The following is a 26,378-nucleotide window of genomic DNA, read 5'->3' on the forward strand; positions in this document are numbered from 1 at the left end:
CGGCGTTTTTAATGAGACAGACTAGCCTCCAATTTGAGACATGCGCCGAGCCGTCGGCGTGTGGCTTTGTGCTTTTTTCTCCAAGGCTAAGGCCATTTCGTGGTTATGGGGCTTGTTGCCCAGTGCTTTTCGGAATAAGGCTTGCACCGCTGCACGGTCGCTGATTAAAGGGCGCACATGGTATTCATCTGCCCAATACAGACAAGCTTTGATATGACCATCTGCTGTGAGTCTCAGGCGATTGCAGTTATCGCAGAAGTGATCGCTCACGGGATGGATCAGACCGAACGTTCCTTGAGCTCCAATAACCCGCCGATTCTGGGAAGGGCCATTACCAGATGGCATCTCCGCTTCTTCGGTTTCCCATCCGGCTGCGGTACAAGCTTCTATAACAGTTTCGAGCGGCAGATAGGATTGGCGCCAAGAATCAGTAGCGCTTCCGATAGGCATATATTCAATAAAGCGTACATTTAGTGGACTGTTCATCGTAAGGGAGATGAAGTCTTTGATCTCGTCATCATTAATCCCTTTCATTAACACAACGTTAAGCTTGATCGGCTCCAGCCCAGCAGCTTGTGCTGCCTCGATCCCCTTTAGTACCTTGGAGACCTCACCGCCTCGCGTAATCATAGAGAATCGATCCTGCCGTAAAGAGTCTAGGCTGATGTTCACCCGTGACAGACCGGCTGCTTTTAGCAGCGCTGCTTTTGCCGGAAGCATTAAACCATTTGTAGTCAGTGAAATATCGTCGATCCCAGGAATGGCGGATATCATAGCCACTAGCTTCTCCAGATCTTTACGAACAAGAGGTTCTCCGCCTGTTAGCCGTACCTTACGTAATCCGAGTGGTGCTAGTGATTCTACAACTGAGGTGATTTCCTCATAACTCAGAATCTCGTCCTTCGGCTGGAATTCCATCCCTTCCGCTGGCATACAATAAATGCAACGCAGGTTGCAGCGGTCGGTAACCGAAATGCGGATGTAATCGTGTAAACGCCCAAAAGGGTCCGTCAGCGGCTCCATAGCGTTGCTCCCTTCATTTGTTGGTATTTTAAATCCTTTCCCTCCTTGAGAGAAGACGAAGGCGGTTGTACTTGTTTAGAATTTTAAAGATCGCTCGGGAGTACGTCAATGAGCAAAGTATTGGACGAGTTAAACAGCTCTTTTTTTGAAGAAAGAGGTTTATGGTTTTATTGCAAAATAATGGACAAACTAAAGAGAATGATCAAGCCGAAACAGCCTTGTGAGAATGTGACAAAAGTACGACAAATGATGTGATTAGACATAGAATGCTCACGGAAAGCGTTTAAAATATCCGATATAATCTAGGTGCGGATTACTTTTTACGTTCACTTTTGCGAAACAGAAAGGATACCGGAAATTGCACGTCGATCATGTGATGGTGTGTGACCGGGAAACCCATTGAGGAGGATTTGCAAAATGACTATGCAAACTGTTCCATCGCTCGCCGTGCCGGAGGCATTTAGCCATTGGTTGGAAAGTCGGGGATTAATATATCAGCTTTTAGTGGATTTTTTGGGTAGAAAACCATCACTCTCTCTTGTGGCTCAGTGGAGCCAAAATCGCAAGATGCGCGTTGCTGCAGAGATGACGGAAGGCGGGCGGGAACTGAAGCGCTATTTGAGTCAGGAACCGAACAAGCTCCCTTATATATGTGAGAAAGAGATCCAAGAATATAAACGGCTTATGCATGAACAGACAGTAAGTTCCTTTAATTTACGTGAAGCAGCTATACTGGGGCGTTCGGAAGATTTCTGCAACGTGCTTGCTGATGTGTATACTTCTGCAGGAATTGTATTCAACAAATGTAATGGTGAAGCTGATGATCATATTGCTATTGAGCTGGAGTTTATGGCAGTGATGCATGAGCGTATGTTGTATAACAGCTTTTCAATAAGAAGTGCTATGGATCTACTTGATATTCAGGTAGCCTTTTTGGAAGAGCATTTACTGCAATGGACTCCACAGTTCTGCGAGAAATTGAACGCAGCAACAGAAAGTACATTGTATTTGGGACTCTCCCATATGCTCGCGGAATTTCTACCCCTTGATCTGCAAATGCTGCGTTCCTGGAGAGCTTCACTGGAGACCAGTGCAGCGACAATGGTATAGGAGTACTTTAATATTACAAAACCCGGCCTATAATTTAGGTCGGGTTTTTCGTGCTATGGAGTGATCTAAGTGAATTGAAGCTCTAGAAGAATAATCAGGGAATTCCTCCCTATAATTCTGGGATTATTGGTCACAAGACGTATGATTAGGGAAAACCTCCCTATATTTCGCCTGATTTGGCGATAAATTAGGCAAACTAGCTAATTTACAGGGAGGAATTCCCTGATTTCATTAATTTAGCGCAATTATCGGAAATTTAGAGGGAGTTTAGTTTTTCCTTAATTAGTTGTTAGACCCACCGCCCATCACCCAACCCAAAAAGTCGAATGGTTAGGTAGCCCCCGTTACTTTGCCCATTACAATAAAAAGAAGCTGCCCCATAAGTAGTATTCACTACTTTTGGGGCAGCTTCTTGATTAAGCATGCTCACTTGATTTGCATCAAATGTTCTAGTCAATTACCTTTTTGCTGCGGAATTTCATCAGGAACTCATACACGACTGGAACTACTACAAGTGTCAGTAACGTGGAACTGATCAAACCGCCGATAACTGTAACTCCTAGTCCTCTGGAGATGATCCCTGCACTGTTTTCAAGTCCTGAAACCAGCGGCAGCAATGCACCAATCGTTGCAAGTGCAGTCATCAGAATTGGACGTAAACGTGTGCCGCCTGCTTCTAGCAAGGCTTGACGCGTGGTAAGTCCTTCTTTTTCCTTATGAATAACGCGGTCGATGAGGACTATCGCATTCGTGACTACGATACCAATCAACATCAGCGCACCCATGAGGGAGGAGACGTTTAAGGTTTCCCCAGCGATCAGAAGGGCAACGAGTACCCCGATAACTGTGAAAGGAAGTGAGAACAGGATAGCAAATGGAGCTAATCCACCGCCAAATGTAACCACAAGCACGAAGTATACGATGGCAATAGCAGCCGCCATAGCAATACCTAATTGACCAAATGTATCATTGATCTGCTCGGTTACACCACCGAAGCTGACCGTTACGCCATCAGGTAAGTCCATAGCGTCTACTTTTTCCTTCACGCTGTTTGAAGCACTATTGACGTCACTCGAAATAATCTCGGCAGTGACATCCACCTTCATTTTACCGTCCATCCGAGTAATCGAGTCAGGGGAAGAGCCATTTTCAATTTTAGCGACTTGCCCGATTGGCACGGAGATGCCTAGTGGTGAAGTCAATGTTGCCTCTTCCATTTCTTTAATACTCTTATACGTTTCTTTATCTGTTTCGATATAGACCTTGTAGTTCTTGCCGTCCATTTCTACTTCTGTGAGTACTGGACGTGTACCTGCAGGAGCAAGCTTCATCGCAATTTGTCCCGCTGTAAGTCCAAGGGAGCTAAGCTTCTCTTGATCCGCTACAATCGTATATTGATCGTAAGCTTCTTTGAGACTTGTTTCTCCATCCTTGAAATTAGTGGTGTCAGCCTGAACGATTTTGGCAATCTCATCCGCGACTGGCTTAATCTGATCCAGCTCGTCACCGAATACATTCACGGTTAGAGTGCTTCCACCCATACCTCCGCTCATCATGGCGGACATATCACCCCACACACCATCTGGGACTTCTGCGGTTAAGCCTTCAATTAACTTCTCTTTAACGTTGTCGAAATCAGGAGTATTACTATCATAAACGATGAAGAAGAGTCCTGAGTTGCTAGATCCGCCCATACCCATCGGGCCGCCGCCGCCGATAGAATATTGCATTTTATCAACATGCTGCTGCGCTAAAATATATTTCTCAGCTTTCAGGCCTTGCTCTTGAACTTCTTCAGTTCTTTGTCCAGCCTTCGGTGAGTAAGTTAACATAACCGTTTTATCCTCTTGGGAAGGCATAAAGCTAACGCCGATAGGCTTGATTAGGAACAAGCTGCCCGCAAGGAGGAGAACCGCTACTCCAAACGTAACGAGCTTATGAGAAAGACACCAGTTCAGAATTTTTTGATAACCGGCAGCTAGCTTGTCTGGTTTCTCACTGTGGGTTTTCTTACCCTTCAATCCATTGCGGAACAGGGAGTGAGCCATGGCAGGAACTAGGGTAATCGCAACTACTAATGAAGCGAGCAGGGCGAAGACCATGGTTAAAGCGAAAGGCAGGAACAGCTCGCCAACCATACCACTAACCAAAGCAAGCGGTAAGAACACCGCAATGGTTACAATTGTAGAGGACATGATCGGTACGAACATTTCACGTGTGGATGCACTGATCAATTCCCGGCCTTTCAGTTTCTCGCCGGATAAGGAGAGCCTTCGGTATATGTTCTCTATGACTACAATCGAGTCATCGACTACCCGCCCGATGGCAACGGTCATCGCTCCAAGGGTCATCATATTAAGCGTAATATCCATCTGACGCAGACATAGTACTGCGATCAGCAGAGATAATGGAATAGAGATGATAGAAATGATCGTCGAACGAATATTCCGTAGGAAAACCAAAATGATAATTACTGCGAAAAGGGCACCAAATACCGCTTTGGACAGCATTGTATTTACGGAGTCTTCAATCGGCTTACCTTGGTCAAGCAGAATCGTAAGGTCAATACCTTTATATTGTGCCTTTAATTCTTCTGTCTTGTCTTTCACGCCATTTACAACATCAACTGTATTGGCATCATTGGCTTTGACAATCTGGATACCGATTGATTCTTTACCATTCGTACGGGAGATGGATTCAGAATTCCCAACAACCTCAATTGTGGCAAGCTCTCCCAGCTTCACGGTTGGCAGTCCCATATTTGCAGCTCCGCCAGCAGCGCCTGCACCAGCGGCACTTCCAGCACCTGCTCCGGCAGCACCAGTAGCTCCAGCTCCAGGAGAACCAACCCCAGCAGCGCCCGTAGCACCAGTTGGCATAACTGGAATGGTCACATTTTTAAGATCCTCAACGGTAGTGACGTTGCCATCCACGACAACTGCCTTTTGCGCTTTGTCCATCTCGAACAGTCCTAGTGGAACACGGAGGGAAGAGCCTTGAATGATACCTTTAACCGTATCTTCGGTGAGTCCGTATTGATCGAGCTTCTCTTGATTGAACTTAAGTGAAACTTCTTTGACGTATTGTCCAGAGATTTGTATAGAAGCAACACCCTCAACATCCTCGAGGGCAGGGCGAATATCGTTCTCGACAATACGGGTTAGTTCCTCAAGATCTTCTGAATCCCCATTGGATAAACTGAGGGAGACGACAGGCATTGAGCTAAGGCTAAAACGGGAAATGGAAGGCTTCTGCACATCGTCTGGCAGAGAGACCTCATTTAGAGCCTCACGAACTGCTGCTGTCGCATTATCCAGATTCGTACCATAATCGAACTCGATCTGGATACTGGAGGCGTTCTCTAGCGAAGTGGAGGTAATCGTTTTTACACCATCCACATTGCGTAGCTTCTGCTCCAAAGGTTTGCTGACATCGTTTACGACACCTTCAGGTGCAGCCCCGGGATAAATAGTTGTAATGCTAAGATAGGGAATACTAATATTAGGTAAGGTTTCTTGCTTCATCGTAAGCCCGCTATATAAACCGGCAAATACAATAATTATCGTCAGAAGCCAAATTGCAAATTTGTTCCTGAGCGAGAAATTAATTAAGCTTTTCATAAGTTTTGATTCTGCTCCTCTCGGGCCTTTTCTTTATGAAATAGGACGCCATTTTGAAAATGTATAATACTCGCTATCCATGTTCTTCTCTCTCACGAACTCTTTATAGAGCAATTAACGAAATACGCATGAATGATGTGATAATGAGGGAACCAGCTTCCTCAATTCTTCCAATTCCGTAGTGAGCTCTGAGCGGACTTGGAGGTTGGACAACATCCCCTGTATGATCGCTTTTCGTGGGTGAGGCAAGAGAACTTCGCCTTCTAGAATGTTGAGTGATTCCAGCAAGTCGGCAATCTCATCGGATTCTATACCCTTTAATTTACTGACCACAGCCTTCATTTCTTTTATGAGCTTTAGTGGATTCTTACGCTTGCTCTCTTCATTCTCCTCCATCCAGCTTGCTAAAATAGTAGAGTTAATGAGTGGAGCCTGCTTACTTGTAAGAAGACCGGATACAATAATATCCAATAGATTCATAAGATGATCAGCCATAACGGCAATGGACAAATGGGTATCCTGACGAAAAATAACTGCAATATATGATTTGATCAGTCCATGTCCAACAATACATAAATCTCCGGTATAAGGAACGATGTCTTTTCCATAAAGGGTCTCCATCTTCACCTGAAACCAGCGTAAGAAGGAAGCATTGTTTCTACGTAGCCATTCTGGTACTTCCGTATCAAATCCTTTTCCGGCAACTTCCTGAATTTGACGCTGCAAGAACTCACGTAATTCGTACACATGACTCAGTAGAATTTCTATTTGATTCCTAAGCTTCTCACGCGGTGTTCTTTGGGTTTCTTGTTCTTCACGTAATAAAGGATCACGAATCATTCGGTAACAATAGAGGAAAATACTGCGTTCCAGTTCTTCTTTTGATTTGAATACTAGATACAAGCTTCCCTTCGAAATTCCGCATAATTCAGCGATCTCTTGCATGGACGTAGAAGAGGAGCCTTTTACAGCGAATAACTGCATGGCGATCTTAATAATCTGTTCCTGCTTGTCCACTGTTTTATCACTCATTGGGGGGATAACCTCCTTTCTGACTACCCAGTTCTATAATTGACTAATTGGTCAAAATAATTATATTCGATACATCCTGTCATTACAAATTTCAGAACAGAAGGGTTACAGTTTTGTCGTAAATAGACTTTTACACAGTATTGTCTAGGAAGAAATAGGTTCTTCATGTAATATATAAATGTGTCAATACAGTGTTGCTCGTATGAATAAGAAGGTAGGTACAGTATGAGAAGAGGACTTCAAACTATAATTATCATTGGGGCTTTCATAGCATTTTATTATTTTGGTTTTGGTATTTTTGGAAGTACTGCCGGAACGATTATTAGTATTTTCTCCACACTGACAGTCATTTCGATTAGCTTGGCTATTTTTATGGAGAATCGTAATCCTTCTACAACGATGTCATGGATTCTTTTGCTTGCGTTGATCCCGGTGCTGGGCCTGGTCTTCTATTTTCTATTTGGGCAGAATGTATTCAAGCGCCGTAAATATGATAAAAAAGCACAACGAGATCTCATGGCCTATGAGCGGATTGAGAATGACGCTTTGCGTACGCATCAAGATTGGTCGGTTTTTGACTCCTCGCGCCAAAAACTGCTGTTGTTATCCAAGACTTTAGCGCGAACGCCTATTTCCTTTGCTTCAGAAACACGCATTCTCACCAATGGTGAAGAGACGTTTGGGACATTACTGCTAGAGCTGCGACAAGCTAAGCACCATATACATATGGAGTATTACATCTTCCGGGCGGATCACATTGGAACACGTATTCAACAGATTTTGATCGCGAAGGCGCGTGCAGGTGTGTCTGTCCGATTTATGTATGATGCCGTAGGTAGCTTTCAGCTTTCTAGATCCTTTTTGAAGGAAATGAGTGATGCTGGAGTACAGGTGGCTTCGTACGGTAATTCCACCTCCTTTTTCTCTAGCCGGGTCAATTACCGGAATCATCGAAAAATCGTCGTCATTGACGGTGATGTCGGGTTCATGGGTGGACTCAATGTGGGGGATGAATATTTAAGCCGCAGCAAAACTTATGGATTCTGGCGCGACACTCATATGTTGGTTAGAGGCGAAGCGGTACGGACGATGCAAATTATTTTCTTGCAAGATTGGATGCATACTACGGGTGAAAAAATACTGGAGCAGGATTATCTCACGCCACAGCTACACTTTATGACAGGTGACGGAGCAGTACAAATCATTGCCAGTGGACCGGATAACGAACGCCGTGCGCTAAAAAATATATTTTTCTCCATGATCACCTCTGCTGAAAAATCTGTATGGATTGCCAGCCCGTACTTCATTCCGGACGAGGATATCCTGACTGCGATACGTGTAGCGGCTATCTCCGGTTTAGATGTTCGGTTGTTATTCCCTGCTAAGCCGGATAAATGGATTCCGTTTCTGGCTTCGCACTCCTATTTCCCGGCATTGCTGGAGGCTGGCGTGAAGATTTATGAATATGAGAAGGGCTTTATACACTCCAAGCTGTTAATCGTGGATGGTGAAATAGCGACCATTGGTACGGCGAATATGGACATGCGGAGCTTCCATCTTAACTTTGAGGTTAACGCATTGCTGCTTCAAACAGAGAGTGTTACACGAATCGTTGCTGATTTTGAACGGGATTTATTGTCTACCACTCAGATTGTGCACGAGACCTTTATGAATAAACGCATGGTGGTACGTATGCTGGAATCCGCCGCCAGATTAATGTCTCCACTGCTATAACTTCATTACAGATTAAACCACCGCAGAGGGTATTGCCTTCTCTACGGTGGTTTTTTTGAAATATATGAAAGTATAAGCTTCGCACCTATACTTTTTGTCCCTTAAAAAGTAGTAAAGCCCAAGTTGGTCTGCAGCCTGTACAGGATGTATTTGAACCAAGTCACATCGCTCTGATAGGCCTCAAGGGGCAAAGTGAATTCATGACCCTCGTTATTCCACAGCCGATTGAAGTAGGCTTCCATTTCTGTGAAGAGTGGCTGATCTCGCTTCATAGCTACCCACAGATTATTCTCCAGATTGTAGTCATCTAGATTGCGAATGGTGAAATTGGTGGAACCGCCAAGCACGGTGGAGCTGCCAGTTTGTTTGGCAATAAAGAGCAGCTTCGAATGATATTGCTCGCTGGTTGTATTGTACCAACGAATAGAGATTTTGCCGTTCGTACGCTTGTTAAGGTCCATGGCGACTGGACGGTTGGGGATCCCGATTTTATCACGACCGAAGGCGTTTTGATTTGGATCCAGGATCAGATTCACCTTAGCCCCGCGTGAAGTAGCCTCTACTAACGCATCTAGAATTTCATCATCAGCAAGATAGAACATACCCATCCATACGGTATCCCCCTTCTGGGCGGACTTGATGTCTTGCAGCGCATATTTATATATCTTTCCTTCTGTTAAATAGCGGACCTCCAGAGGTTCCGTTGACGGTAAGCTCTTTTCTTGGGTGAAGTTGGGCTTGTGAAGCAGCAGAGGACCTGCATCTGTAAGATTGATTGCCGCCTGCTCGGTCTGGAGAATATCAGCTATAATTGGACCTTGTACCTCCAAAGCAATATTGGAGTGGTAGGCGCTGGCATCGTGAATATTACCAGAGGAGATTAGTGCGGTATTCTCACTAACAAACACCTTGCGATGGTTAGCTTTTACATTTAGCAGCTTCAGGTACGATCGAGCAGTAATATCTGGCCCCCCACTTGCCATAAGATTGGGGATGTGGCCTTTACCTGATTGTCCAAACCATTGAATGAAGGTGCGCCAGACGGCTGAATAAGCAGGAGTAGAATCTCGCAGAGCATTAACATCGGTCATGATGACTCGTATCCCAGCAGCCTTCATTTCTTCCAATAGTTGATTGGGCGCTGAGTTGTAATTGGTATTGACCTCATCGGTAATGAAGACAATCTCCATTTCGGGATAGGCTTGCTTTTGAGTAATTAATTTATCTGTCAGCATTCGACTGACTGGAGGGAATGACTGATCCTTATGGGTATAGTCATTAAATAGGAATAAGTCAATGACTAAGAACTCCCTGGATTCCTCGATGATTTGTAGAATTCTTGGAAGAATTTCACCCTCTTGTTTACCTGTGTCGGTACCATCTGAATAAGTTAGGTCATGCCAAAAGGATACATTATTCACTTTGTATACGGGACTTTCATAGGAAATCCCTGCGGGAAGAGGTTTATGTGTCTGATATATCATTACGCTGATTAGCCAGAGAATGAGAATGAAGAAAGCCCATATCACTCGTTTGCGGCGTCGTGAAGAGGTGCGTTTCTTAGGAGCAGAAATATGGGTTTGATCCTGAATCGTTTGTAGCTGCACGGGTTGTTCACGATCTGATGTCATCGGTAGCTCCTCCTGAAAGTATTGCAGAGCACTTTCTTAGTGTTAATATGCTCCGGCATGTTACCATCCTATTAACACTTAGTGGGGAAAGATGAAGCAGCCCCGTATTTTCACTCCCCTCATATTGTAAATTCATCTAGAGGGATATGTTATAATAAGTGCAGTTTAGGAATAGGAGGAACGGAGCATGAATCATACGCCAGAAGAGGCCGTACCATATGATGCGAATAGGCAGCCTGGCGCGGATCATGGCAATGGCCTACCGACTGTAGAGGCTTCTGACAAGAAGTCTTTATTGCCTGCATCTAATACAGGTGAACGCAAAATAGAACATGTACGTCTTTGTCTAAATGAAGAAGTCGGTGGCGTCGGTGTAACTACGGGGTTTGAACATTACCGATTTCGGCATAATGCTCTTCCAGAGCTGAATTTTGATGATATATCATTGCAGACTACGTTTTTGGAACGTGAGGTGCGTACACCGCTGCTGATCAGCTCGATGACAGGCGGCAGTGCAGCTACCGGAGCGATTAATGCCAGACTGGCGAAGGCGGCGCAGCACCGTGGATGGGCGCTAGGTGTTGGTTCTGTTCGGGCGGCGGTGGAGCGCTCTGAGCTAACAGCAACCTTTTATGTACGGGATAAAGCACCTGATATTCCGGTCATTGCTAATATCGGTGCGGTACAGCTATCCTATGGTTTCGGAATTGAGGAATGTCGCCGGGCTGTAGATATTGCTGGTGCAGACTTTCTTGTACTGCATCTCAATGGTCTTCAAGAGGTCTTTCAACCGGAAGGGAACACTGGCTTTGGGTCCTTGCTATCGGAGATAGAGAAGGTGTGCCACGCCCTTGAGGTCCCAGTAGGTGTGAAAGAGGTGGGCTGGGGCATTGACGGTGATACAGCAGCACGTCTTTATGATGCAGGAGTAGCTTTTATTGATGTGGCGGGCGCAGGTGGAACCTCTTGGAGTCAGGTGGAAAAATTCCGGAGTGTAGACCCTATACGGCGCGCAGCCGCTGAGGCTTTTGCGGACTGGGGTATTCCGACGGCTGAGTGCATTACAGAGGTACGCGGAGTCTCCCCGAAGGGGGCTTTGATTGGCAGCGGCGGATTGAAGCATGGCGTAGATGCAGCAAAAGCATTGGCACTTGGTGCTGATTTAGCAGGCTTTGGTCGCAATCTGTTAGGGCCGGCTGTAGATTCTGAGGAGGCGCTTGACGCTGCATTAGCTCAAGTAGAGCTGGAGCTTAAAATAGCGATGTTTGGCATTGGTGCTCCCGATTTAGCAACTTTACGTGGTACTTCCCGTTTAATACGTAAATAAAGTATTTAGCAAATATAGAAGCGAGGAAGTGAAAAAAAGATGATGATTAAACTGGTCCATATGGACGAATCCGCCTTTCAATTTTTCTTAGGTCAAGCTACCCGTGATTACGCTGAAGATAAGATTAAAGCCGGCGCTTGGGATCCTGAAATCGCGATGAAGCTGTCTGAGGAAGCCATAACAAAGTCTCTACCTAAAGGATTGAGCACAGATGGCGCTTATCTATATTCTATAGTAGAAATAAGTAGTGATATCCAGGTGGGATACATCTGGTTTAATGTAAGTGAAGGCCGCAGCGGCCGAGAAGCTTTCATTTATGATTTCTATATTTTTGAACCGTATCAGAGTAAAGGCTATGGCAAGCAGGCTATGGTCGCACTCGATGAAGAAGCCCGTGAGATGAACGTCACCAAAATCGGGTTACATGTCTTCGGTCAGAACAATCGTGCATTTGAGCTCTACAAAAAAATGGGATATACCGTAACTGACATCACGATGTCTAAAGATTTGTAATACTTAACGTGGAGACCTCGAAGGAGGTCTTTTTTTGTTGTTCTATAAAATGTAAATAATTGTGACAAATCTATTTGAATTAGGATTAATAGAAAAATATGATTATTAAATAAATAGCTGAAAATGGTTTGAATAATAAAGAGAAATAGGAGGGGATTAAGTTGAGACCAACGATTGTATCGCTGGTGGTTGTTTCGGCAGTTGCATTACTATTACTGGTCAGCTGCAACAGTGGGGATTTGCCAGGGAAAAAGCAATCTGAATCAGAACAAGTTCAGGCAAGTCCGGTTGCGCCGGTAGTCTCTTCAAAGGTAGCGGAAGAACAATCGGAAGTAGCGTTAACACCATTGACGGTAGAACAAAGGTTAGAGGATTTTGATTATATGTGGAACATTATTGAAGAGAATTATCCTTTCTTTGAAGTGAACAAGCGTTTAAACGGAGAGGATTGGCTTGCGAACAAAGAGGAGTACCGCAATAAAATTGCAGCTGTGAAAACGGATGATGAATTTTTGGAGGAAATGACATTTGTACTTAGTAGATTGAATAATGGGCATACGGCCTTCATTTCTAAGGAAGAATACCCTTGGTATCTATATATCTATACGCGGTTAGGTTATGGTTTTGAGCCATGGGTCAACGTGTTTAAGCAGCCCAATGTATTGGCTCGATATAACCAGAAACCTTTAAATGAGCAGACAAGTTCTGATGAAATTAATAAGAATAACAATATGGTGGAAGAGGAAGGGGAAAGAAAAGAGACGTCGGGAAATGTAGAGAAGGTCATTATAGAGCCTGATCAAATAGCGTATCTAGGCATGCGAAGCTTTGGTGGCCATCTCATGGAGATGGACAGTGCCGAGATCAGAGATTTTTTAAAACAGGTAAAGGACTTCAAAACTCTAATCCTAGATATTCGTGGAAATGGGGGAGGGAGTAGTGATTATTGGCGCATTCACATAGTTCCTCAGTTGATTAATAAGCCTATTACTTATAATACATATTATCTTTATAGGGGAGGCGACTATGCCGAGGCCTTTATGCAGGCACGTCAGCTGACAGAAGGGCTACAGCCTATTGCCAACATCAAAGATGAACAGTTGCCCGAAATGCCGCCAGAAGCTAACAAAATATTTAAGAACTATAACAAAAAAGTTGATATAGTAACTCCTTATCAATCTGTTGGATTCAAGGGGAAGATCTATTTGCTTGTAGATAGATCGGTATATTCATCTTCGGAAGGATTGGCCGCTTTTGCTAAAGGAACCGGATTTGCTACGGTTGTAGGCGAAAAAACTGGGGGAGACGGTCTGGGAACAGACCCTCTCGTAGTAGCATTATCGAATAGTGGTTATTTATTTAGATTTTCACTCCAAATGGGTCTTAACTCTGATGGGAGCTGCAATGAGGAGGTAAAGACAGTACCTGACATTGAGGTTGATCCAGATAAATCCAAGCCACTACTAGACCAGCCGGCGATAATGAAGGTACTAGAGCTTGCGAGTTCTAAAGGAAAATGAGGCGATAACAAAGGGGTAATTGACACAACTGCATGACATCCGGTGTTGCTGGAGAATATGTTCTAATATATAATGGTTTAGATCGTATTACTTATTCGGATGATCAATTTAGCTGAAAATAGGAGTTGTCATATAAATGGCTTTGAAAGCTGGAATCGTCGGTCTTCCTAACGTAGGGAAATCCACATTGTTTAATGCGATAACGCAAGCGGGAGCAGAATCCGCAAACTACCCTTTTTGCACGATTGACCCTAACGTTGGTGTCGTTGAAGTTCCGGACGAACGTCTTGATAAACTGACTGAGCTGGTACAGCCTAACAAGACCGTACCTACTGCTTTTGAATTTGTTGATATCGCTGGTCTTGTGCGCGGCGCAAGTAAAGGTGAGGGACTAGGCAACAAGTTCCTGGCTCATATTCGTGAAGTGGATGCTATCGTTCATGTCGTTCGTTGCTTTGAAGATGAGAACGTTACCCACGTGGATGGAAAAGTAAATCCGATCAGCGACATTCAGACCATTAATTTGGAGCTGATTCTTGCTGACATTGAGAGCATTGAGAAGCGTATTGAGCGTTCCCGCAAGAACATCAAAGGTGGCGACAAGAAATACGCTCAAGAAGTTGAACTGCTTGAACGCGTCAAAGAAGTGCTCTACGAAGATAAACCTGCACGTAGTATAGAATTGTCGGAAGACGAAAAAATTATTATCCGCGATCTTCATTTGTTAACATTAAAGCCAGTGCTGTATGCGGCGAATGTAAGTGAAGATGAAGTGGCAAGTGCTGAGGACAATCCTTATGTACAGCAAGTTCGTGATTTCGCAGCTACTGAGGGTGCAGAAGTTGTTCCAATCAGTGCTAAGGTCGAAGCTGAAATCGCTGAGCTTGAGGGCGAAGATAAGGCAATGTTCCTAGAAGAGCTTGGGCTGGAAGAATCCGGTCTGAACCGTTTGATTAAAGCGGCTTACAAGCTGCTTGGCTTGTACACGTATTTCACAGCAGGCGTTCAGGAAGTTCGTGCGTGGACGATCCGTCGCGGAACCAAAGCACCTGGCGCTGCGGGTGTAATTCATACAGACTTTGAACGTGGATTTATCCGTGCTGAGGTAGTGGCTTACGCAGATCTTTTGGCAGCCGGCTCTATGAATGGCGCGAAAGAACGTGGTCAATTGCGTCTTGAAGGTAAAGAATATTTGGTGCAAGATGGCGACGTTATGCATTTCCGTTTCAACGTTTAAGAGGACTGAAGCGTACTAATGATATGAGGGTCATCTCAGTCGGTAGAGGGTATCTACTGCTGGGATGATCCTTTTTAAAATATTAGTCATTTATTAAGGTGTTTTTGCGTGCAGAACTGTAGCCATTTCACAATATCTTTGGTATAATATAAAGTCGTATATCTATTTTTATGACATATGTTTTAATCGCTTTATTTGCGAATTTGAAATTGAACTAGGAGAGGTGAATTCCCTTGTTGGACCGATTGCAATCCCTGGCGGACCGCTATGAGAAGCTCAGTGAACTGCTTTGTGATCCGGATGTTGCAAACGACAGTAAGAAACTGAGGGATTATTCCAAAGAACAATCAGACCTACAGCCTGCATTTGAGGCGTATACTGAATATAAGAATGTAATGGAAGAGCTTGAAGCTGCTAAGCAGATGCAAGCCGAAAAGCTTGATGATGAGATGAAGGAAATGGTCAAGATGGAAATTGACGACCTTTCCAAACGTCAGGTAGAACTGGAAGAGCAAATCCGTGTATTGCTGCTGCCTAAAGACCCGAATGATGATAAGAACGTAATCGTCGAAATTCGTGGTGCAGCGGGTGGAGATGAAGCAGCATTGTTCGCTTCCGATCTTTATCGGATGTACACTCGTTATGCAGATTCACAAGGCTGGCGCGTGGAGCTAATGGATGTCAACGCGAGTGACCTTGGTGGATTTAAAGAGGTAATCTTCCTTATTAACGGCCGCGGTGCATACAGTAAGCTGAAATACGAAAGTGGTGCGCATCGCGTACAACGTATCCCAGCGACTGAATCCGGTGGACGTATTCATACCTCTACTTCTACAGTATCGGTGATGCCGGAAGCTGAAGCATTTGAGATTGAAATCCATGATAAAGATATTCGTGTGGATACCTTCTGTTCAAGTGGTGCAGGCGGACAGTCTGTAAATACGACCAAGTCTGCAGTACGTGTAACCCATGTACCTACGGGCATCGTTGCTACCTGTCAGGATGGTAAGTCACAGAACTCCAATAAGGAAAAGGCGCTTCAAGTGCTTCGTGCCCGTATCTCCGATATGAAGCGGCAGGAAGAAGAAGCGAAATATGCTGGTGAACGGAAGAGCAAAGTAGGTACGGGTGATCGTAGTGAGCGTATCCGGACGTATAACTTCCCGCAGAGCCGGGTTACAGATCATCGCATTGGCTTGACACTGCACCGTCTGGAGCAGGTTATGAACGGAGAAATCACTGAAATTATTTCGGCTCTTTCAATTGCTGAACAAGCTGATTTGATGGATAGTATGGACAATGGATAATAATGCTTTGAACGATGGCGTATTTGTCATGTCGGAAGTAAAAAGCATCCGGGAAGCCTTTGCGGAGGCTTCTTCTTTTTTGAGCCAGAGCGGTTGTAATGAGCCGCAACGCAGTGCGCAATTACTGCTTGAGCATGTGCTTGGCTTGTCCAGGGCAGCGTATTATATGGCGCTGGCAGATCCTTTTCCAGCTGCGGTCAAGGAAGCGTGGGAGGCGGGAGTTACCCGCCGGAGCATGGGTGAGCCGGTGCAGTATATCATTGGCGAGCAAGAGTTCTACGGGCGTCCCTTTGAAGTGACGCCCGACGTGCTGATTCCGCGGCCAGAGACGGAGCTTCTGGTCGAGGCGATTGTGCGGTACGGCGCGGAGCTCTGGCCGGACGGCACGGTTGCGCCGAGCGAAGCGGCGCAGAAAGAAGGCGCTGCTGCGGGGGATGCAGCGCGGGATGTTGCAGGCGGCGGCGCTAGGAGTGAGCGCGCCGCAAGGCCGCTGACCGCCGTCGACATCGGCGCCGGCAGCGGAGCGATCTCCGTCACGCTGGCGGCGGAAGCGCCGGCGTGGCGGGTGTGCGCCGGCGACATTTCGCCGGCGGCCTTGGCTGTGGCCGAGCGCAACGCCTTGCGCAACGGCACAGCCGTGGACTTTCGGCTCGGCGATCTGCTCGAGCCGTTCGCGGGGATGGAGACGGATATTCTCGTCTCCAACCCGCCGTACATCCCCGGCGAGGATATCGCCGGGCTGCAGCGTGAGGTGCGCGACCATGAGCCGCGCACTGCGCTGGATGGCGGGGCGGACGGGCTGGACCCGTACCGCCGCATGATGGAGCAGCTGGCGCTGCTCCCGGCACCGCCGCGCCTGATCGGCTTTGAACTCGGCATGGGACAAGCCGAGCAAGTAGCTGCGCTACTAGAGGCGGCGGGCCATTGGGAAGAGATCATCATCATTAATGATCTGGCTGGAATTCCACGCCATGTGCTAGGTATAGCGAGATAAATCTGCATGCTGTGATGTAGTTTTGTTTGTTGCATGGTAGTAAAATTGTATTTTCATTCCGACTTCCTTTACAATAGAATTTAACCGGACTTCTTTGTGTAAACAGAAAGCCCAGATATAGAGTAGGGAGGCAGAACGTGCTTCAGAAGATTAAAAAGATTGATGGTGCTATTGTAGTCGTTCTGTTATTACTCATGACTGTCAGCATCTTCGCCATATATAGTGTGACTCATGGAAGAGAAAAGCTGGACGGACATCATATCCGTATGATGATGTATTATGCGATAGGCTTTATTGCTTTTATTGGGATGACCTTTTTAGATTACAGAATCTTAGTGAAATATGCGCTTTATATTTATCTGTTTGGGATAGGTATACTGGTCCTCGTCAGCTTTTTGGGCGAGACCAAAAATAATGCCCAAGGCTGGTTGTCCCTCCCTGGAGGACTAAGCCTTCAGCCTGCCGAGTTGTTTAAGCTGATATTAATTCTTTTTCTGGCAGCTATGCTCGTCCGTAAGAATAAGAGTAAACTCTTGTTTTGGCGGGATGTTGTGCCGCTGGGTCTCTTGACCTTATTTCCATTTCTTATTGTCCTTACGCAGAATGACCTTGGGAATGCCTTGTCTTACATTGTGATTCTTGCGGGTCTGTTATGGATTGGCAATATCAAGTACACTCACGCATTAATCGGAATAGTGATTATTGCAAGCTCTGCGATTGCTGGGATTATGAGCTATATCCATTATCATGATGAAATTAAATCGTTCCTTAACGATATTGGTCGATCACACTGGATTGAACGTTTCGATCCTTGGCTTGTACCGGATAAAGCGACAGCGAAAGCTCTGTATCATACCAAAAACGCTAAGCTGGCGATTGCCTCAGGTGGGATGAGTGGCGAGGGCTATATGAATGGTAGTTCTGTTCAGACGGATCGAGTGCCTTATACGTATTCGGACTCTATCTTTGTGCAGATTGCCGAGGAATTTGGATTCGTAGGTTCTGCATTTGTGCTGCTGCTTTATTTTATCCTGATTCACCGAATGATTCTGATTGCGCTGGAGTCCAGAGATCGAGCGGGGCCATTTCTGATCGTCGGTATTGTCGCGATGATGTTGTATCAGATTTTTGAGAACATTGGCGCGTTTATCGGCTTGATGCCTTTAACAGGTATTACGTTGCCTTTCATCAGCTTTGGGGGTACATCCCTGCTTATCAATATGGCCAGCATTGGACTAGTAATGAGTGTGCGTCTGCATGGTCGAGATGTAGAGGAAGATTTGCCCAAGCCTACTCCTTATGCAGCCGCCAAACAGGGTTAATCACAAAATCATAAAATACCGTCAGTACCTCATCCATTGTGGATAGGAACTGGCGGTTTTTTATTGTGAAGGACATCCTATCGCTTCGTTTTCATTTTCTGCAAAAGTTAAGGCATGGATTCGAACATTGGCATTGGGGAAACCTATTTTTAATGATCCCATCACTTTGGGATGTTTAACGGACTGAGTAGACCTTATATCCGCCTAAATGCATGTTTTAGTCGAACTAACGGACACCAGCGCCGTTATTCGCCCTAAATCACCCGGAAATGGGCTTGTTTTTAGGGAATAAGTGCAATACGGTCCGTTAACCCGACTAAATGTGCTAATTTACTGGAAATAAGGTCCATACGGTCCGTCCCTCGTGGAACCTCACTACGAAGGGATTAATGGATAGCGTTCAGAATTACCGATGTACTGGGCATTGAAAAAGTAGAGGAATGCACCCAAGTAGAATAGAAGGAAACAAGAACTTCAACAACGATTGGAATACATGTCCGTCCTGCAATCCGAGAGGGGGAATTTCTTAATTCGGATGAATTACATAAATTTGGAATTATAATCTCGAATGCTCTACAATAGAAGGAAGCGACTTTCCTCGGATGAGGGCGGTTGGGGCCTTAATAGAGTAAGGGGGTTACATATGCTTGAAAAGTTTAAGAAGATCGATAGCGTGATTATTATTGTTCTAGTTATGCTGATGGTCATTAGTATTTTTTCGATATATAGCGTGACTAATGGTAGATTAGTTCAGAAACTAGATGGTTTCCATCTGCAAATGCTTAAATACTATATATTAGGGTTTTTAGCTTTCTTTGTGCTCACCTTTGTGGACTATAGAATATTTGTTAAATATGCTCTTTATATTTATATCTTGGGTATAGGTCTGCTAGTGTCGGTTAGTTTTTTTGGTAAGGTGAAGAATGGCGCTCAATTGGGGCTAGAAATAGGTGGTCTTAGCTTTCAGCCTGCGGAGCTGTTTAAGTTGATATTGATACTTCTATTGGCCTCCATTCTGGTTCGTAAACAAGGGGTCATACTAACCTTCTGGAAGGGAATCGTTCCGCTGGCACTTCTTACTTTGCTCCCTTTTATTATAGTTATTGTACAAAATGATCTGGGGAATGCGCTAAGTTACATCGTTATATTGATCGGCCTTCTATGGATCGGGAATATCAAAATTTCACATGCACTCATCGGGCTAATAATAGTCGGCGGACTAGGTCTTGCAGGGATTATGAGTTATATTCACTATCATGATGAAGCGGTATATTTTTTTGAGGAAACCCTTGGTAGGGAGCATTTAGTAGATCGTTTTGATCCTTGGCTTGTACCTGATTTGGCGTCAGATGATGCAAGCTACCACACGAAAAATGCTAAAATGGCTATCGCCTCCGGGGGGATGAGTGGTGAGGGATATATGCAGGGTAGCTCTGTGCAGAATAACCGTGTTCCGTATACCTATTCGGATGCCATATTCGTTCAGATTGCGGAGGAGTTTGGGTTCGTGGGTTCAGCGGTGCTTCTTTTGCTCTTCTTCATTTTGCTCCATCGGATGATAGTGATTGCTCTAGAGAGTAAGGAGCGTAGTGGTCCGTTTTTAATTATTGGAATTACGGCTATGCTGCTATATCAAATCCTAGAGAATATTGGAGCCTTCATCGGCCTAATGCCGCTTACTGGAATTACACTTCCGTTCATCAGTTATGGAGGTACGTCACTTTTAATCAATATGGCCTGTATGGGGATTGTGATGAGTGTGCATCTTTATGGACGGGATGTTGAGGATGATTTACAACTGCCTAAGGCACTTGCCTTGAAGTTATAGATTTAATAGATTCATAGGTTTGCAGTCTCTCATCTCTGGACATACTACTAGCATGAGTGTTAAGAGAGAGGGGCTGCGAACAAATGAACGATAATCATATGGATAAAAGAGATTCCTTACGCGTGACTTTTAAGTATACTGCCATTTTAATTTGTTTTTTCATGATAGTAATCATGGCCTGGGAAGGTCAAAAAACCGATGCTGCAGTAGCCGAAGTATCTATTCCACAGGATTCCATCCGACTGCGTATTTTGGCGAATTCGGACGGAACGCAGGATCAGCTAGTGAAGCGGCAAATTCGCGATACAATCGTGGAGCAAATGAACCAGTGGGTAACTGCACTTGAGGACCCGCAGAGCTTAGAGCAGGCACGCTCTTTAATTAGAAACCATCTACCCGAGCTTAATGCGCTGGTTGGATCGGAGCTAGAGAAACGTGGTATTCAATATTCCTATAAAGTGGAGCTTGGTGTAGTCCCTTTTCCGACCAAATTATATGGTGGCACGGTGTATCCGGCCGGAGAGTACGAGGCTGTTCGGGTCACGCTGGGTGAGGGCAAGGGGCAGAATTGGTGGTGTGTACTGTTTCCACCGCTTTGCTTTATCGATGCAGGCTCCGGAGATGCGGCAGCACCTGCTGCTAACAAAGGGGCAAAAACCGTCTCGGCTGCTAGTGTAGATAGTGGAGCTAAGGCACAGCCGGCAGTAGGGGAATCTGTGCAAGCAGATTCTTCGACAGGGGATGTCGCAGCGGCGGAACCCGCAGAGCCAGAGGTGCGCTTCTTCCTTTGGGAATTACTGCAAAACCTTTGGAACTGGATTTCTGGATTGTGGTCGTAAAGCTAAAGTTGGCTCTTTGGTTTTGTGGAAATGATCTATAGTTTTGAACCTAGATATGTTACTATTTCATAAGCAGATCGACTGCGGCTCCTTCATTGGGGCCGTTTTTTGGTAAGATCAGAAGAAATGAGCATCCAGAGTATTTATCCTAAGTCTGCAAGAAAAGCTATTGTTCAATATATATCCTGTAGAAAGCCTGTGATAAGAATGAATGAACCAAACGAACCTTTATTCGCCGTTCAGCGGCGGAGTGGAAATAGGAATGAGACAGTGTATTGGAAACTGGATTTGTTAAGGGATGTAGATCCGGATTCCGATGTACTTCAGCCAAGTGAAGTGAATAAGTTAGCCATAGTGAAGGCGGCCCAAATACTTCGCGAAGGAGGCACGGTCGCTTTTCCGACCGAAACGGTCTACGGACTTGGAGCGGACGCAAGGAATACAGTGGCGGTTGAGGCTGTTTTTGCAGCAAAAGGGCGACCGTCTGACAATCCCCTTATCGTGCATATTGCCGATCCGGGTGCTTTGGACGAGCTTGTTACAGAAGTGCATCCTGCGGCGGCGGCGCTGATGGAAGCTTATTGGCCCGGTCCGCTGACAGTTGTGCTTCCTGTTCGTGAGGGTGTTTTGTCACCCTGTGTGACGGCAGGGCTGGATACGGTTGGTGTCCGTATGCCTGACCATCCGGTGGCTTTGGCATTGATAAGTGCGGCGGGCTGTCCAGTTGCGGCGCCCAGCGCTAACCGTTCGGGTCGTCCGAGCCCGACATTGGCTTCGCATGTGATGGAAGATTTGGCCGGATACATTGGCGGCGTTCTGGATGGCGGCGCTGCCGGAGTTGGACTGGAATCAACCGTGGTGCAGGTCCAGCCTGACGGGAAGGTTGCCGTGCTGCGCCCTGGCGGGATTACTTCGGAGCAGTTGGCTGCTGTAGTGGGAGAAGAAGCTGTTTCTGCTGAACCTGCTTCGGTTAAAGAAGCAGGAGCTTCCCCAGCAACGGAAGCTCGACAAGCTTCTGCACCTGCGGAGCTTCACGGTGCAGAAGCTGCTGTCGACAGCTCGGTGCCGCGCGCGCCCGGCATGAAGTACACACACTACGCACCGCGCGGCTGGCTCGGTGTAGTGCGCGGATCTTCTCCGCAACGTGTTGCAGAAGAAGCCGCAAGTCTGCTTCAGGCGGCGCAGCTGAACGGCGAGGTGACGGGCTTGCTCCTCTTCGAGGAGCATAAACCTCTCTACCCCGCCGATCCTGCCGCCTGTGTCCTTTCCCTCGGCTCGTTATCCTCGCCCGAGGAAGGAGCGCGCTCCCTATATGCCGCGCTGCGGCGCTTCGATGAAGCGGGAGCGACTTACATCTTGGCCGAGGCTTGTTCGTATACCGGCCTCGGCGCTGCCATTATGAACCGGCTTATGAAAGCCGCCGGTGGTTCCGTCATTGACGCCGGATAGTCACGGCGCCCTCTAGCATTGTTTCTTCTACTGCGAACACCTTAAGAAGTCATGATTACCCCCTTGTCCGCATATCGTTGTTGTACAAGATATTTCCGACTTGGGGGGTTAAGCATGGGCATAGGAGATGTATATGCCGATTGGGGGCAGACGGTGACCATTGCTATAATGGCGATTGCATTAGGAATGGATGCTTTTTCACTGGGTGTAGGAATCGGGATGAAGGGTATTCGTCTGTTGCATGTTCTACAGATGAGTGTGCTCATTGCTTTTTTTCATATGCTAATGCCTCTTCTAGGTTTATTGACGGGAAGTTATGTCGGGCAATTGCTAGGTCAAGTTACGACTTATGCAGCTGGAGGGCTTCTTGTGCTGTTAGGTGGACATATGGTGTATAACTCCTTTCGTTCGGAAGTGGTAAGTACACGGGCTATGAATCATCGAACCTTATGGGGAATGCTGCTTCTATCACTGAGTGTAAGTGTGGACTCTTTTTCCGTTGGGGTATCCTTAGGGATGTTTGTGAATGGCGTGCTTCTGACCATACTAGCTTTTGGTGCTTGTGGAGGTCTGATGTCGATTATCGGCTTACTTCTTGGACGGCATGTCAGCCGTGGGCTCGGGGATTATGGGGAAGCGCTGGGCGGGGCTATTTTATTGGGGTTTGGCTTGCTATTCATCTTTTGATACAATAACGACATTACAATATTTTTAATTTCATGGGGGTGCAAAAGCATGCTACATATTTTATTCGTCTGCACCGGTAATACATGCCGTAGTCCTATGGCTGAGGGGCTTTTGCGAAAGCTCGCGAAGGAACGTGGAATTGATCTGGAAGTGCGGTCTGCAGGTGTATCCGCCATTTCTGGTACTTCTATATCGAGACATGCTGCAGCTATATTGCAGGATGAAGGTATTCATGATCATTTGGAATCGTCGCAATTAACGGGGCAATCCGTCGGTTGGGCCGATCTTGTACTGACTTTGACTAGTGGACATAAGCAGCGTTTGCTACAGTATTTTCCGGAAGCCGTAACGAAAACATATACATTGAAGGAATATGTGCATAACGAAGAAGCTGTGACTGAGGATATTAAGGAATTGGACAGCCTTTACGCAGATGCTGAGTTAAGCATAGCTCTTGGCGGTGAACCCAACGCAACGGATCTACAGCGAATAATTGAAATCCGTCAGCGTATTCCGAGCTTTGATATTTCCGATCCATTTGGGGGCACGCGTGAAGACTATGAGCTTACTGCTGCTGAGATTCGCACCGCGCTGTTTAGCTTACTAGATAAACTGGAATCTATGCGTCATTTGTAAATGGTTGATTTTCAGTCCGCTTTGCTTTAAGATGAAAGTACAAATAATCGGTTCCGATGTAACTGGCGACAAATGTGGATCAAACCACGATGGAGCATCGGAATAAACGGCCGGTCGCCTGGGCAAAAGAGCAAATCCGCAGCTACCTGCGGACTGCTCTTTTTTGTTTAAATCATAAGAAAGTTTAACTCTTAAACCTTCTTATGTTCCTCGTATAAACCTTACCGTCCTTATAAGGATGTCGAAGGAGTTTGAGTTTGAATTGGGTTTGTTTGAAGTTTGAGGAGGTAGAGTGATGGACGAAGTTGTGGAGTTATCTTTAACTGAAGCAACCGTCACTGTGTTAAGGGAGTTGGCGGAAGCTGGAAACCTTGGATCAGGCAAAATTGTTGTCGTTGGAGTTAGCACAAGTGAGGTCGCTGGTGTTCGGATTGGAACCGGTGGTGCGCTTGAAGTCGCGCAGCAACTGCTCGAAGGGGTTCGTTTGGTCGCAGAGGAAAAAGGATTTCATCTCGTTTATCAGTGCTGCGAGCATTTGAATCGTGCGCTTGTAATGGAACGCTCTTTGTTAGAGTTGCTTAGGTTAAATGAAGTTTCAGCTGTACCCATACCGGGGGCTGGAGGTTCGATGGCTGCGGCTGCTTATCGCTCTATGAAAGATCCTGTTTTGGCGGAAATGATAGAAGCACATGCTGGTTTAGATATTGGTGAGACGCTCATAGGTATGCATTTGCGGCGGGTGGCAGTTCCTTTTCGGCCGACTTTACGGTACATTGGAGCAGCTAGGGTGAATGCGGCATGGACTAGACCCCCGCTTATTGGCGGCGAACGTGCAGTCTACCGTACTCCAGAGCAAAGTGGTTCACAGGCTTGTGATTAATGAACTTAGTTTTTTATTTTTTGCAGAAACGCAGGCCTAAAGCCTCTTCGTGGCGGGTAAATCGTTTCTACTTAAATACAACATATCTACACACACTAGGGAGGAAATAAGAACATGGAACAATTACGTAAGAGTGACCCGGCAGTACTGGAAGCGATGGAACTGGAACTGAAACGTCAGCGTGCCAACATTGAGCTTATTGCCTCAGAGAATATCGTTAGCGAAGCCGTAATGGAAGCCATGGGCTCAGTGCTTACGAACAAATATGCAGAAGGCTATCCAGGCAAACGTTATTATGGTGGTTGTGAAGATGTAGATATCGTTGAGAATTTGGCTCGTGATCGTGCAAAAGAGTTATTCGGTGCGGAACATGTCAACGTACAACCGCATTCCGGAGCACAAGCGAATATGGCTGTTTATCTGGCTGCGCTTAACCCGGGTGACACTGTGCTTGGAATGAACTTGGCGCATGGCGGACATTTAACGCACGGTAGTCCAGTAAATGCTTCTGGATTGCTCTATAACTTCGTTGCTTATGGTGTACAAGAAGATACTTTCCTGATTGATTATGATGAAGTGCGCAAAGCAGCCTTTAAACACCGTCCTAAATTGATTGTTGCTGGTGCAAGTGCGTACCCGCGTATTATTGATTTCGAGAAACTCGGCGCTATTGCTAATGATGTGGGTGCATTATTTATGGTAGATATGGCCCATATCGCAGGTCTGGTTGCTGCGGGTCTTCATCCGAGTCCAGTTCCTCATGCGCATTTCGTTACAACTACAACGCATAAGACTTTGCGTGGTCCTCGCGGTGGTATGATTATGTGCAGACAGCCATGGGCTGCTGCAATTGACAAAGCGGTGTTCCCTGGTTCTCAAGGTGGACCACTTATGCATGTTATTGCTTCAAAAGCCGTTGCATTCGGCGAAGCTTTGCTGCCATCCTTTAAGACTTATGCCGAGAATGTAGTGAAGAATGCAAATGTCCTCGCGGAAACACTGATCAGCGAAGGAGTTAACATTGTATCCGGTGGTACGGATAACCACTTGATGTTGCTTGATACACGTAACCTGAACATTACTGGAAAAGATGCGGAAAAAGTACTAGATTCCATCGGAATCACTGTGAATAAAAACGCAATTCCATTTGATCCTACCAGCCCTTTTGTAACTAGTGGTATCCGTATTGGTACACCTGCAGTTACTTCCCGTGGCATGGATGAGCAAGCAATGGTGGCTATTGGTCGTATCATAGCTAATGTTCTGAAGAATCCGAAGGACGAAGCGAAATTGACTGAGGCAGCTCGTCAAGTTGCTGAATTGACGGATCAGTACCCACTGTATCCAGAACTGAAATACTAGTTCTTATTCGTATTAATGAATGAGTCTACCTCCACCAAGTCCTGATTTCGGGTTTGGTGGAGGTTTTTTGTTGTTTATTGTTCACAATATTACAATGGAGATATTGATGAAAAGAATGAAATTAATTATGAAAGTTCATGGAATTTTCATAAAAATTAGTGAAAAAAATGTGAATAGTATGAAAAATGTAAACTTGCACAACCTAATTTAGGTTTTATAGCTGGAAAGGCACTGAAATTCCAATCCTTACCTTTCTAAACAAAGGAAATACAAGGGAAAAGCTTCAATATGGATACAAGTTCCTTTCTAGGTGAAATGCGACGATGG

The 26,378-nt window shown here is 45.7% G+C and carries 21 protein-coding genes and 1 riboswitch; of the genes, 16 read left to right on the forward strand and 5 right to left on the reverse strand.

Features of this window, described 5'->3' with window-relative positions; genetic code table 11:
- Positions 1–21 precede the first annotated feature (21 nt).
- On the reverse strand, positions 22–1,023 hold the full coding sequence (moaA, locus tag NSS67_RS04550; protein ID WP_339318518.1) for a GTP 3',8-cyclase MoaA: 1,002 nt from the start codon (positions 1,021–1,023) through the stop codon (positions 22–24).
- Positions 1,024–1,440: 417 nt separating this feature from the next.
- On the opposite strand from moaA, the gene NSS67_RS04555 reads away from it, so the two are divergent.
- Positions 1,441–2,133, forward strand: a complete 693-nt coding sequence (locus tag NSS67_RS04555) for a molecular chaperone TorD family protein (protein ID WP_339318519.1) — start codon at positions 1,441–1,443, stop codon at positions 2,131–2,133.
- 289 nt (positions 2,134–2,422) lie between these two features.
- Here NSS67_RS04555 and NSS67_RS04560 read toward each other — a convergent pair whose 3' ends face one another.
- The 3 genes from NSS67_RS04560 to NSS67_RS04570 all read right to left on the reverse strand — a co-directional run bounded on the left by NSS67_RS04560 (position 2,423) and on the right by NSS67_RS04570 (position 6,785).
- Entirely contained in the window at positions 2,423–2,557 is a 135-nt protein-coding gene (locus tag NSS67_RS04560; protein WP_339318520.1) for a hypothetical protein, read from the reverse strand.
- Between the two features lie 25 nt (positions 2,558–2,582).
- Positions 2,583–5,753 carry an efflux RND transporter permease subunit gene (locus NSS67_RS04565; protein ID WP_339318521.1) on the reverse strand — a complete coding sequence of 1,057 codons (3,171 nt, stop codon included), beginning with the start codon at positions 5,751–5,753 and terminating at the stop codon, positions 2,583–2,585.
- 114 nt (positions 5,754–5,867) lie between these two features.
- Entirely contained in the window at positions 5,868–6,785 is a 918-nt protein-coding gene (locus NSS67_RS04570; RefSeq protein ID WP_339318522.1) for a TetR/AcrR family transcriptional regulator, read from the reverse strand.
- A 225-nt stretch (positions 6,786–7,010) separates the two neighbouring features.
- On the opposite strand from NSS67_RS04570, the gene cls reads away from it, so the two are divergent.
- Positions 7,011–8,519: a cardiolipin synthase gene (gene cls / locus NSS67_RS04575; protein WP_339318523.1), complete on the forward strand. Its 1,509-nt coding sequence runs from the start codon at positions 7,011–7,013 to the stop codon at positions 8,517–8,519.
- A gap of 101 nt (positions 8,520–8,620) precedes the next feature.
- On the opposite strand, the gene NSS67_RS04580 is transcribed toward cls, so the two are convergent.
- Positions 8,621–10,150 (reverse strand): phospholipase D family protein, encoded by a 1,530-nt coding sequence (locus NSS67_RS04580; protein ID WP_339318524.1) that lies wholly within the window; start codon positions 10,148–10,150, stop codon positions 8,621–8,623.
- Between the two features lie 187 nt (positions 10,151–10,337).
- On the opposite strand from NSS67_RS04580, the gene fni reads away from it, so the two are divergent.
- The 14 genes from fni (at position 10,338) to glyA (ending at position 26,051) form a co-directional block, all read left to right on the forward strand.
- On the forward strand, positions 10,338–11,477 hold the full coding sequence (fni, locus tag NSS67_RS04585; protein ID WP_339318525.1) for a type 2 isopentenyl-diphosphate Delta-isomerase: 1,140 nt from the start codon (positions 10,338–10,340) through the stop codon (positions 11,475–11,477).
- Between the two features lie 39 nt (positions 11,478–11,516).
- A complete protein-coding gene (locus NSS67_RS04590; protein WP_339318526.1) occupies positions 11,517–11,990 on the forward strand; it encodes a GNAT family N-acetyltransferase in 474 nt (157 codons plus the stop codon).
- A gap of 161 nt (positions 11,991–12,151) precedes the next feature.
- Positions 12,152–13,510, forward strand: coding sequence for a S41 family peptidase (locus NSS67_RS04595; protein WP_339318527.1), 1,359 nt, complete (start codon positions 12,152–12,154; stop codon positions 13,508–13,510).
- Positions 13,511–13,646: 136 nt separating this feature from the next.
- Positions 13,647–14,747, forward strand: a complete 1,101-nt coding sequence (gene ychF, locus NSS67_RS04600; RefSeq protein WP_339318528.1) for a redox-regulated ATPase YchF — start codon at positions 13,647–13,649, stop codon at positions 14,745–14,747.
- Between the two features lie 233 nt (positions 14,748–14,980).
- Positions 14,981–16,054, forward strand: coding sequence for a peptide chain release factor 1 (gene prfA, locus NSS67_RS04605; protein WP_339318529.1), 1,074 nt, complete (start codon positions 14,981–14,983; stop codon positions 16,052–16,054).
- On the forward strand, positions 16,047–17,048 hold the full coding sequence (gene prmC / locus NSS67_RS04610) for a peptide chain release factor N(5)-glutamine methyltransferase (protein WP_339318530.1): 1,002 nt from the start codon (positions 16,047–16,049) through the stop codon (positions 17,046–17,048). Before prfA ends, prmC begins: the two co-directional genes overlap by 8 nt.
- Before the next feature lie 137 nt (positions 17,049–17,185).
- Positions 17,186–18,370, forward strand: coding sequence for an FtsW/RodA/SpoVE family cell cycle protein (locus tag NSS67_RS04615; protein ID WP_339318531.1), 1,185 nt, complete (start codon positions 17,186–17,188; stop codon positions 18,368–18,370).
- Between the two features lie 643 nt (positions 18,371–19,013).
- A complete protein-coding gene (locus NSS67_RS04620; RefSeq protein ID WP_339318532.1) occupies positions 19,014–20,198 on the forward strand; it encodes an FtsW/RodA/SpoVE family cell cycle protein in 1,185 nt (394 codons plus the stop codon).
- A gap of 83 nt (positions 20,199–20,281) precedes the next feature.
- The gene (gene spoIIR / locus NSS67_RS04625) at positions 20,282–21,037 is read left to right on the forward strand and encodes a stage II sporulation protein R (protein WP_339318533.1); all 756 of its coding nucleotides are present in this window, start codon (positions 20,282–20,284) and stop codon (positions 21,035–21,037) included.
- Positions 21,038–21,145: 108 nt separating this feature from the next.
- Positions 21,146–22,486 carry an L-threonylcarbamoyladenylate synthase gene (locus NSS67_RS04630; protein WP_339318534.1) on the forward strand — a complete coding sequence of 447 codons (1,341 nt, stop codon included), beginning with the start codon at positions 21,146–21,148 and terminating at the stop codon, positions 22,484–22,486.
- A gap of 114 nt (positions 22,487–22,600) precedes the next feature.
- Positions 22,601–23,173, forward strand: coding sequence for a manganese efflux pump (locus tag NSS67_RS04635; protein ID WP_339318535.1), 573 nt, complete (start codon positions 22,601–22,603; stop codon positions 23,171–23,173).
- 48 nt (positions 23,174–23,221) lie between these two features.
- Positions 23,222–23,809, forward strand: a complete 588-nt coding sequence (locus NSS67_RS04640; RefSeq protein ID WP_339318536.1) for a low molecular weight protein arginine phosphatase — start codon at positions 23,222–23,224, stop codon at positions 23,807–23,809.
- A 48-nt stretch (positions 23,810–23,857) separates the two neighbouring features.
- A riboswitch (ZMP/ZTP riboswitch) is annotated at positions 23,858–23,940 on the forward strand.
- Between the two features lie 164 nt (positions 23,941–24,104).
- A complete protein-coding gene (locus tag NSS67_RS04645; protein WP_339318537.1) occupies positions 24,105–24,689 on the forward strand; it encodes a TIGR01440 family protein in 585 nt (194 codons plus the stop codon).
- A 114-nt stretch (positions 24,690–24,803) separates the two neighbouring features.
- On the forward strand, positions 24,804–26,051 hold the full coding sequence (glyA, locus tag NSS67_RS04650) for a serine hydroxymethyltransferase (RefSeq protein WP_339318538.1): 1,248 nt from the start codon (positions 24,804–24,806) through the stop codon (positions 26,049–26,051).
- The last annotated feature ends 327 nt before the right edge of the window (positions 26,052–26,378 follow it).

Origin of the sequence: Paenibacillus sp. FSL R10-2734, assembly GCF_037963865.1 — a bacterium.
In the GTDB taxonomy this organism is placed as follows: domain Bacteria; phylum Bacillota; class Bacilli; order Paenibacillales; family Paenibacillaceae; genus Paenibacillus_AQ.

Coding starts and splice junctions, on each gene's coding strand:
- prmC (WP_339318530.1), top strand. CDS start 16,047: ATGGATAATAATGCTTTGAACGATGGCGTATTTGTCATGTCGGAAGTA.
- cls (WP_339318523.1), top strand. CDS start 7,011: ATGAGAAGAGGACTTCAAACTATAATTATCATTGGGGCTTTCATAGCA.
- NSS67_RS04640 (WP_339318536.1), top strand. CDS start 23,222: ATGCTACATATTTTATTCGTCTGCACCGGTAATACATGCCGTAGTCCT.
- NSS67_RS04555 (WP_339318519.1), top strand. CDS start 1,441: ATGACTATGCAAACTGTTCCATCGCTCGCCGTGCCGGAGGCATTTAGC.
- fni (WP_339318525.1), top strand. CDS start 10,338: ATGAATCATACGCCAGAAGAGGCCGTACCATATGATGCGAATAGGCAG.
- moaA (WP_339318518.1), bottom strand. CDS start 1,023: ATGGAGCCGCTGACGGACCCTTTTGGGCGTTTACACGATTACATCCGC.
- NSS67_RS04635 (WP_339318535.1), top strand. CDS start 22,601: ATGGGCATAGGAGATGTATATGCCGATTGGGGGCAGACGGTGACCATT.
- NSS67_RS04565 (WP_339318521.1), bottom strand. CDS start 5,753: ATGAAAAGCTTAATTAATTTCTCGCTCAGGAACAAATTTGCAATTTGG.
- spoIIR (WP_339318533.1), top strand. CDS start 20,282: ATGAACGATAATCATATGGATAAAAGAGATTCCTTACGCGTGACTTTT.
- NSS67_RS04560 (WP_339318520.1), bottom strand. CDS start 2,557: ATGCTTAATCAAGAAGCTGCCCCAAAAGTAGTGAATACTACTTATGGG.
- NSS67_RS04620 (WP_339318532.1), top strand. CDS start 19,014: ATGCTTGAAAAGTTTAAGAAGATCGATAGCGTGATTATTATTGTTCTA.
- NSS67_RS04590 (WP_339318526.1), top strand. CDS start 11,517: ATGATGATTAAACTGGTCCATATGGACGAATCCGCCTTTCAATTTTTC.
- ychF (WP_339318528.1), top strand. CDS start 13,647: ATGGCTTTGAAAGCTGGAATCGTCGGTCTTCCTAACGTAGGGAAATCC.
- NSS67_RS04580 (WP_339318524.1), bottom strand. CDS start 10,150: ATGACATCAGATCGTGAACAACCCGTGCAGCTACAAACGATTCAGGAT.
- glyA (WP_339318538.1), top strand. CDS start 24,804: ATGGAACAATTACGTAAGAGTGACCCGGCAGTACTGGAAGCGATGGAA.
- NSS67_RS04570 (WP_339318522.1), bottom strand. CDS start 6,785: ATGAGTGATAAAACAGTGGACAAGCAGGAACAGATTATTAAGATCGCC.
- NSS67_RS04645 (WP_339318537.1), top strand. CDS start 24,105: ATGGACGAAGTTGTGGAGTTATCTTTAACTGAAGCAACCGTCACTGTG.